Origin of the sequence: Methylophilus rhizosphaerae (assembly GCF_900100975.1) — a bacterium.
Lineage (GTDB): Bacteria > Pseudomonadota > Gammaproteobacteria > Burkholderiales > Methylophilaceae > Methylophilus > Methylophilus rhizosphaerae.
The window spans coordinates 159,485-171,117 of record NZ_FNFX01000004.1; the positions used below are offsets into that span (position 1 = coordinate 159,485).

Annotated in this window: 7 protein-coding genes; 5 read left to right on the forward strand and 2 right to left on the reverse strand. The window is 53.4% G+C overall.

Translation table 11 applies throughout. The features are described 5' to 3' along the window. Nucleotides 1–86: 86 nt before the first annotated feature. Nucleotides 87–2,252: an adenosylcobalamin-dependent ribonucleoside-diphosphate reductase gene (locus tag BLP53_RS10310; RefSeq protein ID WP_091472091.1), complete on the reverse strand. Its 2,166-nt coding sequence runs from the start codon at nucleotides 2,250–2,252 to the stop codon at nucleotides 87–89. Between the two features lie 375 nt (nucleotides 2,253–2,627). Between BLP53_RS10310 and waaA the strand changes: the two genes are divergently transcribed. After that, on the forward strand, nucleotides 2,628–3,902 hold the full coding sequence (waaA, locus tag BLP53_RS10315) for a lipid IV(A) 3-deoxy-D-manno-octulosonic acid transferase (protein ID WP_091472092.1): 1,275 nt from the start codon (nucleotides 2,628–2,630) through the stop codon (nucleotides 3,900–3,902). Between the two features lie 753 nt (nucleotides 3,903–4,655). Here the strand turns inward: waaA and metH are convergent. After that, the gene (metH, locus tag BLP53_RS10320) at nucleotides 4,656–8,444 is read right to left on the reverse strand and encodes a methionine synthase (protein ID WP_091472093.1); all 3,789 of its coding nucleotides are present in this window, start codon (nucleotides 8,442–8,444) and stop codon (nucleotides 4,656–4,658) included. Nucleotides 8,445–8,606: 162 nt separating this feature from the next. On the opposite strand from metH, the gene BLP53_RS10325 reads away from it, so the two are divergent. The 4 genes from BLP53_RS10325 to BLP53_RS10340 all read left to right on the forward strand — a co-directional run bounded on the left by BLP53_RS10325 (nucleotide 8,607) and on the right by BLP53_RS10340 (nucleotide 11,631). Further along, on the forward strand, nucleotides 8,607–8,993 hold the full coding sequence (locus BLP53_RS10325; RefSeq protein WP_091472094.1) for a CidA/LrgA family protein: 387 nt from the start codon (nucleotides 8,607–8,609) through the stop codon (nucleotides 8,991–8,993). After that, the gene (locus BLP53_RS10330; RefSeq protein WP_091472095.1) at nucleotides 8,986–9,726 is read left to right on the forward strand and encodes an LrgB family protein; all 741 of its coding nucleotides are present in this window, start codon (nucleotides 8,986–8,988) and stop codon (nucleotides 9,724–9,726) included. The genes BLP53_RS10325 and BLP53_RS10330 overlap by 8 nt, the downstream gene beginning before the upstream one ends. 218 nt (nucleotides 9,727–9,944) lie before the next feature. After that, nucleotides 9,945–10,280, forward strand: a complete 336-nt coding sequence (locus tag BLP53_RS10335; protein ID WP_245652796.1) for a hypothetical protein — start codon at nucleotides 9,945–9,947, stop codon at nucleotides 10,278–10,280. A 250-nt stretch (nucleotides 10,281–10,530) separates the two neighbouring features. Then, entirely contained in the window at nucleotides 10,531–11,631 is a 1,101-nt protein-coding gene (locus BLP53_RS10340) for an efflux RND transporter periplasmic adaptor subunit (protein WP_091472097.1), read from the forward strand. Nucleotides 11,632–11,633 lie beyond the last annotated feature (2 nt).

An 11,633-nucleotide genomic window follows, 5' to 3' on the forward strand; every position in this document is an offset into this window, starting at 1 on the left:
GCGGTTTTAAACCGGAGTGTACAAATAGTACATGAGGATTTAAAACTGCTTTTTAACGCCGCAATGGCGAGCGCAGCAGGCAAACACTAAAATTTTCCGTAATAGCCTTCTTTAAACGCGTCAAAGAGATTGGCCGCCGTATGAATCTCTCCATCGTACTCAATCTCTTCATTACCTTTGGCTTCGATTTCGGTGCCATCTTCCAGCGTAAATTTATACGTGGTGCTTTCCAAGTCTTTCTCGGTCACCAATACGCCCTGGAATGCTTCAGGGTTGAAACGGAAAGTCGTACAACCTTTTAAACCTTTGTCATACGCGTAAAGATAGATGTTTTTGAAATCCTCAAAGTCGTAATCAGTTGGCACATTAATGGTTTTGGAGATGGAGCTATCAATCCATTTTTGCGCCGCGGCCTGGATATCGACGTGCGCTTTGGCCATGATGGTGGATGAATCGAGGAAGTAATCCGGCAATTGCTCTTCCGGTTTGTCGCTGAACGGCATGGCGTTAGCATTCACCAGTTCACGGTAAGCCAGCAGCTCGTAGCTGAATACATCGACTTTCTCTTTGGATTTTTTGCCTTCACGGATCACGTTACGTGCATAGTGGTGGGCAAAGCTGGGCTCAATACCGTTGCTGGCGTTGTTAGCCAGTGACAGAGAAATCGTACCGGTTGGCGCGATGGAACTATGATGGGTAAAGCGCACACCTTTGGTAGCGATCTGGTTACGCAGGCCTTCAGGGAATTGCTGCATGTAGCGGCTGTATTTACCCAGCAATACTTTGCCAGCCAGTTTCTGGCCAACCTTGATACCATCAGCGGCCATTTCCGGGCGCACACGCAGCATATCGGCAGTCACTTCAAATTTCTCGTCCATAATCGGTGCCGGGCCTTTTTCTTCAGCCAGTTGCACACCAACTTCCCAGCCGACTTCAGCCATGATGCGGGTGACTTCTTCCGTGAACTTCACGGAATCTTCTTCACCGTATTTCATTTTTAGCATGGTTAAAGTTGAACCCAGGCCGAGGTAACCCATGCCGTGGCGGCGTTTACGGGCAATTTCCTGACGTTGTTGTTCTAGTGGCAAACCATTAATCTCCACCACGTTATCCAGCATGCGAGTGAACACACCAACCACTTCACGGTATTCGTCCCAGTCGAAATGTGCGTCGTCAGTAAATGGCTGGCGCACGAACTTGGTCAGATTAACGGAACCCAGCAGGCAAGCGCCATAAGGTGGCAATGGTTGTTCGCCACATGGGTTGGTGGCGCGGATATTTTCGCAGAACCAGTTGTTGTTCATTTCGTTGACTCTGTCGATCAGGATAAACCCCGGCTCGGCAAAATCGTAGGTGGAAGACATAATCACGTCCCACAGACGGCGCGCCTTGATGGTTTTGTAGATACGGCAAGCGACCTTGCCGGCTTCCGGGCCATCGACCTTGGTCAGGTATTTGTGCTTGACCGGCCAGTCACGCCATACCACTTGTGACTCGTCGTTGACGTTCAGGCCATCGATAATGGCTTCTTTCTCGGTGACCGGGAAAGCCAGGCGCCATTCGGCATCGGCTTTTACCGCTTCCATAAATTCTTTGGTGATCAGGCAGCTCAGGTTGAACTGGCGCAAACGGCCGTTTTCGCGTTTGGCCTTGATAAAGTCAGTCACGTCGGGATGCGAAATATCAAACGTCGCCATTTGCGCACCACGGCGGCCACCGGCTGAAGACACGGTGAAACACATTTTGTCGTAGATATCCATAAACGACAGTGGGCCGGAAGTGTAGGCACCGGCACCGGCGACAAACGCGCCTTTTGGACGCAGGGTAGAGAACTCGTAACCGATACCGCAACCGGCTTTCAGCGTCAGGCCAGCTTCGTGCACTTTGCCCAGGATGTCATCCATGCTGTCTGAGATAACGCCAGACACGGTACAGTTAATGGTAGAAGTCGCCGGTTTGTGTTCTAGCGCACCGGCGTTGGAGGTAATGCGACCGGCAGGGATGGCACCGCGGCGTAACGCCCACAGGAATTTTTCGTGCCATTCGGCTTTTTTCTCTTCGGTAGTTTCGACATCCGCCAAGGCACGCGCGACTCGGCTATAGGAGTCGTCCATGTCCTGGTCTACATGTTCACCCGTCTTGGTTTTCAGGCGATATTTCTTGTCCCAGATATCCAGTGAGACGGATTGCACAGGGATTTCCATAGCAGCTCCTTCTGACAAGACTTTTTTCTGTTCAACGGCTTTTAGCATTGAGTTCTCCCACACTGGTCATTCTTATTAGTTTGATAACAGGCATGCCGCCAATCAACAGGGCTGGCGGCGGATGTCGCGGCAACGACAGGCTGGTGGGGATGGCAGGATTTACCTGCTGGCATGCACCGCTGTACGGCTTGGGCATCGCCACCGACCAAACACAATATCTTGTGTTATTGACGATAATCTATGCCTATATTTTGTTGACGTCAACCCATTTTTTGCGCTTTTTTTTCGGCCGGAAGCTTGCATTTTTTTCAGTGTATAAACAATGCGGGTTGCGACATAGGTGAGTCATCACTTACCTGTTTTGGCGCGGTTCTCATCACTACGCCGCAGAATTTATACGGGCAAATATGCGAGAATAGCGCCATGCCAACATTCATATATACCCTGCTGATGACACTGGTAGCGCTGTTGCTACCCCTCAAGCTGTTATGGCGCGGCCTCAAGCAACCTGAATACCGCCAGCATGTCGGTGAGCGCTACGGCTTTTACAACCAAAAAACCAGTGCCCCTGTGATCTGGGTGCACTGCGTGTCGGTCGGCGAAACGCGCGCCACGCAACCATTGATCCATGCCCTGCTCCAGCATTATCCGCAACACCAGATACTGATGACACACGGCACCCCCACCGGACGCGAAACCGGTCAGCAACTGTTTCGCCAGGAAATTGCCAGTGGCCGCGTACTGCAAGCGTATCTGCCTGTAGATACGCCAGGGGCAGCCAAACGCTTTCTCGTGCATTTCAAGCCAGTATTAGGTTTGTTAATGGAAACCGAATTATGGTTCCACCTGATTAACCAGGCCAGGCAGAGAAATATCCCGGTGGCTTTGCTCAGTGCGCGCCTGTCGGGAAAATCGGCCCGCGGTTATGCCAGGCTTGGCAGCCTCACCCGCCATGGCCTGCAACAACTGGCGCTGGTCGCCGCACAAACGATTGCGGATGCTGAAAGGTTACAAGCATTAGGTGCTAAACAACCAATGATTTGTGGCAACCTCAAGTTCGACGTCAACCCACCAGCGGACAGTGCTGAAAAAGGCCATCAGCTACGCAAACTGTTAGGTGAAAATCGCACGGTATTCATGGCTGCCAGTACAAGGGAAGGCGAAGAGTTACTGATTCTGGATGCAATGAAAGACAGTGACGTACTTCTGCTATTGGTGCCGCGCCATCCGCAACGGTTTGCCGAAGTGGAAAACCTGCTAAAAGCGCGCGGCTTGCGTTATGTATTGCGTAGCGAACTCACGCAACCCATTCATGAGGATGTCCAAGTGGTGCTCGGCAACAGCATGGGGGAAATGTATACCTATTATGCGGCCAGTGACTTTGCAGTGATGGGCGGCAGCCTGCAACCTCTGGGCGGACAAAACCTGATTGAAGCAGCGACCATGGGTGTACCGACGATATTGGGGCCGAATATGTTTAATTTCGCGCAAGTGACCAAAGAAGCGGTCGCGGCGAATGCGGCAGTGCAAATGGCAGATGTAGCTGAGCTGAAAGACACGATTGCGGCCTTAGCGGCGGATAAGGTGAAGGTTCGCGTGATGTCAGAAGCGGCTAAGGGATTTACGGTGCATCATAGGGGAACTACGGAACGGTTGATGGCAGCGATAGCGCCACTATTAAATAAAGTAATTCTTTAGTGGGGTAGCAGTGGGGCATTTCAATACATGCTCATGGATGTGATAGCGTATTTCGCCATTAGGCGAGTTACTTTTCTTTGCTTGCCCAAAGATAAAGTAACCAAAAGAAAGGTCACCCCAACTTCCGCTTTTATCCTGTGTTGCTCGTCAAAATAAGCGCTCGCAGAACTCATCCTAGCGGCCTGCCCAACCCGCAGGCCACCGCGGAATTCAAACAGCCGCTCGCTTCATCTTATTTTGCCTGCGCTACTCGGCGCGAAAAATGGGGACCCCGGAAACCCAATGAGCGCCACCATTAATGCTCTTAACAAAAGAATTTAGTTTCTGAACCATTCACACTTCATGGATGTGAGTTTGGCGAGAACAATCCCATTCCATCACGCTGAGTAGCGGAAACAAAGTAAGAAATAAGGGAGCGACTGTCTGAGCTCCGCAGCAGCTTGCGACATGCGCAAGCTGCTAGGGCGAGTTTCGTGACCGCTTGCTTTGTTGAGCAACGCAAGGAAGCCGAAGGCCGTGATGGCTGGGTGCCCTCCTCTTTGGTTACTTTCTGTGGGGCAAGCAACAGAAAGTAACTCGCCCAAAGGCGAAACCAATCGTCACAATCACCCGCTACGCAACTATCTAAAGAATTACCTTCTAAGATCAATAAAACAAAAAAGGCGCACCTCTCAGCACGCCCTTTCCACTTTACCTTATTAAGCTGGGGGGAATCACCCCCCCGTCCGCAAAATGCGACTTTGCAATCACCCTTTATCCCAAATTTGGTGCTAACCACCGCTCCAACCAGGCCTTATCCACATTTCTGCGTTTCGCCATGTCCTCCAACTGGTCATTACCGATCTTATCCACACTGAAATACCTGGATTCAGGATGCGCCAGGTAGAAGCCACTTACTGCTGCTGCCGGTAACATGGCATAACTATCGGTCAATTGCATGTCGATTTCTTCCGCCTGCAACAGCCTGAACATATCGGCTTTCACCGTATGATCCGGGCAGGCCGGATAGCCCGGTGCCGGGCGGATGCCTTTATATTGCTCTTTAATTAACGCTTCACTGCTTAACACTTCATCTGCGGCATAACCCCACAAATCCTTGCGCACGCGCTCATGCATGTATTCGGCAAATGCTTCTGCCAGGCGGTCAGCCAGTGACTTGAACATAATGGCGTTGTAGTCATCATGATTTTTGACGTAGTCAGCCAGACGCTTTTCCATGCCCAACCCACCAGTGACAGCGAACAGGCCGATATAATCATCGATACCTTTGGGTGCAATAAAGTCAGCCATACACTGGTTGGGGCGTGCCACACCATCAATCACCGGTTTCTGCGTCTGCTGGCGCATGCCATACCAAGTCATGGCGACCTGGCTGCGGGATTCGTCGGTATAGATTTCAATATCGTCGCCATTGACCTGATTGGCGGGGAATAGCGCAATTACGCCGTTGGCGGTGAGCCAGCGGCCATCAATGATGCGCTTGAGCATGACTTTCGCTTCTTCAAACACTTTGGTCGCGGCCTCGCCCACCACTTCATCGGTGAGGATGGCCGGGTAAAAACCGGCCAGGTCCCAGGTCTGGAAGAACGGGCCCCAGTCTATGTACTGCGCAATCAGCGCCAGGTCGATGTTCTTGAACACGCGGCGGCCGATGAATTTAGGTTTGACCGGCGCCTTGTCACCCGTGAAATCCAGCCTGGCAGCATTGGCACGTGCATCAGCCAGGCTCAGCATGGGCACGCCTTTTTTATTGGCGTGCTGGCGTCTGGCCTTGTCGTAATCGGCCTGGATTTCTGCCAGGTAGGCACCGCGCGTTTCCGGTGTCAGCAGGTTCTGCATCACGCTGACCGAACGCGAGGCATCCGGTACGTAAATCACCGGGCCTTCATAATTAGGTGCGATTTTCACGGCGGTGTGCGCACGCGAAGTCGTTGCGCCACCAATCAGTAACGGCGTCTGGTTTTCGACAAAATGCGGATCACGCTGCATCTCTTTGGCCACATAAGCCATTTCTTCCAGTGACGGCGTGATCAGGCCACTCAGGCCGATGATATCGGCATTTTCGCGCTTGGCCATTTCCAGGATTTCCGCCGCAGGCACCATCACGCCCATATTCACCACTTCAAAGTTGTTGCACTGCAACACTACCGAAACGATATTTTTGCCGATATCGTGCACATCCCCTTTCACGGTCGCAATCACCACCTTGCCCTTGGGTTTGGCGATGATGCCGGTACGGCGCTCTTCGGCTGCTTTCTCTTCTTCGATAAACGGGATCAGGTGCGCCACGGCAGATTTCATCACGCGCGCGGATTTCACCACTTGCGGCAGGAACATCTTGCCCTGGCCGAACAGGTCACCGACCACGTTCATGCCATCCATGAGCGGGCCTTCAATGACATGGATAGGGCGACCGCCGCTGTTCATGACTTCCAGGCGCACTTCTTCCGTGTCAGCCACAATAAAGTCGGTAATGCCATGCACCAGCGCATATTCCAGGCGTTTGGTGGCAGGCACCGGATTCTCCGGGGTACCGCGCCAGGCCAGCGTGGCTTCCTGCTTTTTTCCACCTGCCACCAGCGTGCCGGCGATCTCGATCATACGCTCGGTCGCGGCCAGCGGATTGTCAGGGTCTACCACGCGGTTCAGCACCACATCTTCGACGCGTTCGCGCAACTCGGCCGGGATATCGTCATAGACACCGACCATACCGGCGTTGACGATGCCCATGGTCATGCCAGCCTGGATGGCGTGGTACAGGAAGACGGTATGGATGGCTTCACGCGCCGGCTCATTGCCGCGGAAGCTGAAACTCACGTTAGATACACCGCCGGAAATACGTGCATAAGGCAGGTTCTGCTTGATCCAGCGTGTGGCTTCGATAAAGTCCACCGCGTAGTTGTTGTGCTCTTCGATACCGGTCGCGATGGCGAAAATATTCGGGTCGAAGATAATGTCTTCCGGCGGGAAACCGCTGTCGACCAGCAAGTCGTACGCGCGTTTGCAAATTTGGGTTTTCCGCGCAAAGGTATCGGCCTGGCCGGCTTCATCAAACGCCATCACCACCACGGCTGCGCCATAGCGCTGGCACAACTTGGCCTGGCGCAGGAACTCGGTTTCGCCTTCTTTCATCGAAATCGAGTTGACGATGGCTTTGCCCTGCACGCATTTCAGTCCTGCTTCGATGACTGCCCATTTCGACGAGTCAATCATGACGGGGACGCGCGCAATATCCGGCTCGGATGCGACCAGGTTGAGGAAATGTGTCATGGCCTTGACCGCATCCAGCATGCCTTCATCCATGTTGATGTCGATGACCTGCGCGCCGTTTTCCACCTGCTGGCGCGCCACGCTGAGTGCTTCCTCGTACTGCTCGTTGATAATCATGCGCGCAAATGCTTTGGAGCCCGTGACGTTGGTACGCTCACCGACATTCACATACAGTGAGTGTTCATCAATGATAAACGGCTCCAGGCCTGACAGTTTGGTGGTGACCGGCAAGCTCGGCACCTGACGCGGCGGCAGATCCTTAATCGCGTTGTAAATGGCGTTGATATGATCGGGTGTCGTACCACAGCAACCACCGGCGATATTGATAAAGCCGCTTTCGGCAAATTCTTTTACCAGACTGGAAGTGACATCTGGCGTTTCATCAAAGCCGGTATCCGACATAGGGTTAGGCAGGCCGGCGTTAGGGTAAATACAGACAAAGGTATCTGCCACCTTGCTCAGTTCTTCGGCATACGGGCGCATCAGGGTGGCGCCCAACGCACAGTTCAGGCCTACCGTCAGCGGTTTGACGTGGCGCACCGAATGCCAGAATGCGGTCACGGTCTGGCCGGACAGGATACGGCCTGAGGCATCAGTCACCGTGCCGGAGATCATGATGGGCCAGGTTTTGCCCTGTTCGTCAAAGAAGGTTTCAATCGCAAACAAGGCGGCTTTACAGTTCAGCGTATCGAAAATGGTTTCCACCATCAGGATATCGGCACCCCCTTCCACCAGGCCGCGTACCTGTTCCAGGTAGGCAGCCACCAACTGGTCAAAACTGACGTTACGCGCTGCAGGATCGTTCACATCCGGCGAGATGGAGGCAGTTTTGGGCGTGGGGCCCAAGGCACCGGCAACAAAGCGTGGTTTGTCCGGCGTGCTGTATTTGACGCAGGCGGCTTTGGCTAATTTTGCCGCCTCGACGTTCATTTCATAGACCAGGTGTGCCATGTGGTAATCATCCTGCGCAACACTGGTGGCACCAAAAGTATTGGTTTCGATAATGTCAGCCCCGGCGGCCAGGTATTTTTCGTGGATTTCCTGGATCACCTGCGGTTGCGTCAGCGTCAGCAACTCGTTGTTGCCTTTGACAAACAACTCGCGCTCACCGGGTGGGCCCTGGAAATCCTTGAAGCGCGCACCACGGTAATCTGCCTCGGTCAGCTTGTATTGCTGGATCATGGTCCCCATCGCTCCATCCAGGATCAGGATGCGTTGGGACAAGGCTTCGCGCAGCCATTGTTCAGTAGGGGAGACCGGCAGTTGTGTCATGCGTATAGACTCTAGACCAAAAGCCTTATTTTATCACAACGCCTATCGGGCCCTGCGTTCAGCAACCCCGGAAAACTATCCATGGAAAAACAGGTAGGCGATTCAAAAAAATGCCATTAAGATGGCACGCACAATTGATGACTACGTCACACAGGAACGTGCATGATTTCAGGACTGGTTCAACTCTTTTTATGGCAAGGCCTGGGCGAACTGCTCAGCAAGTTCATCCTGCCCGGCATCCCGGGGCCGGTGCTGGGCCTGTTACTGTTACTAGGATTTCTGGCTTTTAAAGGCCAGGTCGATACAGACCTCGCAGCAGTGGCAGATGGTTTCCGCCAGCACCTGGGGCTGCTGTTCGTACCGGCCTCCGTCGGCGTGCTGTTGTTCCTGCCAGAATTGCAGACGCATGCACTGGCCGTGGGAACAGCCCTGCTGGTCAGCGTGGTGCTGACCATTGCCGTGACCGCGATTGTGTTGAAAGTGTTCTGGTATTTTTCACTCAAGCGCAATAAAGGCACCGCCATGCAGAGAGAGCAGCGTCATGAGTAAGCGCTTACCGATTTCCGACATCTGGGTCTACCTGTCCGGTGACCCGCTGTTCGCCCTGATTATCACACTGGCCACCTACCAGCTGGGTTACCTGTTATATGTGCGCGCCAACCGGCATCCGCTGGTGAACCCGGTTGCCATTTCGGTCATCCTGACCTGTATCACGATTGATGTGCTGGACATGCCTTATGAAAAGTATTTTGAAGGCGCGCAGTTTGTACACTTTTTGCTGGGTACGGCCACGGTGGCGCTGGCAGTGCCCATCTACACCGGGTTTAAGCGCATGCAGGGCAAAATCCTGCATATCTGGGTCGCCCTGACCGCCGGCAGCACGGTGTCTATTGTCAGCGCGGTAGCCATCGCCAAACTGATGGGCGCCTCCGATAACATAGTGGGCAGCATGTATACCAAATCGGTCACCACGCCAATTGCCATGGGCATTGCCGAGCGACTGAATGTGTCCCCCACCCTGACCGCCGTGTTTACCGTCATTACCGGCATGCTGGGCGCGATCCTCGCCCCTTATATCCTGAACACCATCAAGGTACAGCAATGGTGGATACGCGGCACCGCGATTGGCGTGGGTGCACACGGCCTTGGCATTACGCGTGCCTTCAGTGTCAACGAGGAGGCCGGCATTTATGCCAGCATGGCGATGGGCCTCAATGGCGTGATCAGTGCCATCGCCTTGCCCGTAGTGCTGAGTTATTTACGACCACACTTGGGCTTTTAAACGCACTCCCCTGGTGCACCACGACACCCAAGCTGACAACCAGCTTACAAACGGCCATTTTGTAAGATCTACGTCAGATTACGTATTGCCATTTGCTTTGGAACAGGGTTTAATGCAACCCTGACTAAAAAGCCATTTCCGATGAGCCGCCTCCCTGCGAGGGATTGGCCGCTAAGTATTAAAAGAAATCCTGCTGCCTCGACTGAATGTATAACTATTTGAATACTGTCGCACTAAAGCCCAGACTGTGGATCGCCACGGTATTGCTGTTCGTGCTCAGTGTTGCATTTGTTGCACAATTCTTTGACAAGGTCAGTTATTTCGATAATGCCGCGCCGGTCAGGTTCATCAAAGTCAGCGAATCTTCATCCGAGGATGCTGAGTCTCCATCTTCTGCCTCCCCCGAGCCCATTGCGCTCCCTGTCAGTTACGCCATTGTTTGTGCCATTACATTCGCCCTGGTGGTGCTTCCACGCCGCCATCTAACCGCGTTACGCCCGGTACTTATCTACCACCTGCCCTCACGGGCACCCCCTCCCAGCCTGCCGGTGTAAGCCACAGGCATGTCGTTAAGGCGATGCCCGTCGTATCGCCAGCATTCTGCCATTCCAGCCCACACGGCAGTTTTACCCAGTTGTTAACCCCTGCCCGCAAAGCTGACTCAGTCTGCTGACAGGTTTGCATACGCATGTAACCTGTCGTCGCTACCAACAGCCGTCCCTGCTACGTGCATGCGTGTTGTACACCGTCCGGCAACGTTTCATTTTTTCAATCCCGCGATGAGCATACTCTATGAGCACAACTATGGATCACACAACATTCACATTCAAAAAACATTTAATTGCACTGGGCCTGCTTGGCAGCCTGCTCAGTGCCTGCCACCACGAAGAAGCCCCCAAGGAAGCGCCGCCCAAGCTGGAAGTCACTTCGCCCTTGCGCAAGGACACCAGTATTACCAATGAATATGTCTGCCAGATTCACGCCATCCAGCATATTGAACTGCGCGCCCTGGAGCGGGGCTACCTGCAGAATATCTTTGTCGACGAAGGCCAACTGGTGAAGCAGGGACAACCCATGTTCAAGATCATGCCGAATGTCTACCAGGTTGACCTGCTGAAAGCGGAAGCGGAAGCCAAAACCGTGCAGATTGAATTCGAGAACACCCGTTCGCTGGCTGAAAAAAACATCGTGTCGCAGAATGAACTGGCCCTGGCCAAAGCCAAGCTGGACAAGGCCAATGCCGAAGTCAGGCTGGCCCAGACCCATTTGAGCTTTACCGACATCAAGGCGCCGTTCACCGGCATCATGGACCATCTGGCCGTGCGTAAAGGCAGCCTGATGGACGAAGGTGACCTGCTGACCACCCTGTCGGACACCAGCAGGATGTGGGTGTACTTCAATGTGCCGGAAGCCGAGTACCTGGACTTCAAGATGCATCAGAAAAATGAAAAAGGCGTCCCGGTGAAACTGCGCATGGCCAATGGGCAGGTATTTGACCAGGCCGGCATCATAGAAACCATAGAAGGTGACTTTGACAACAAAACCGGCAACATTGAGTTCCGGGCTGGCTTCAACAACCCTGACAAAGTGCTGCGCCATGGCGAAACCGGCAACATCCTGATGAGCGTGCCTTATCCGAATGCCATGCTGATTCCGCAGAAAGCCACGTTTGAAGTGCTGGACAAAACCTATGTCTACGTGGTCACCAAAGCCAACAAGCTGGAACAACGCCTGATTACGGTAGCAGCCGAGCAACCGCACGTCTTTATCGTCAAGTCCGGCCTGAAAGACGATGACCGTATCCTGATCGAAGGCCTGCGCAGGGTGCAGAACGGGCAAACCATTGCGGTGAACTACCAGGCACCGGCACAGGTGTTTTCCCACTTAGACCTGTACGCAGAATAGTC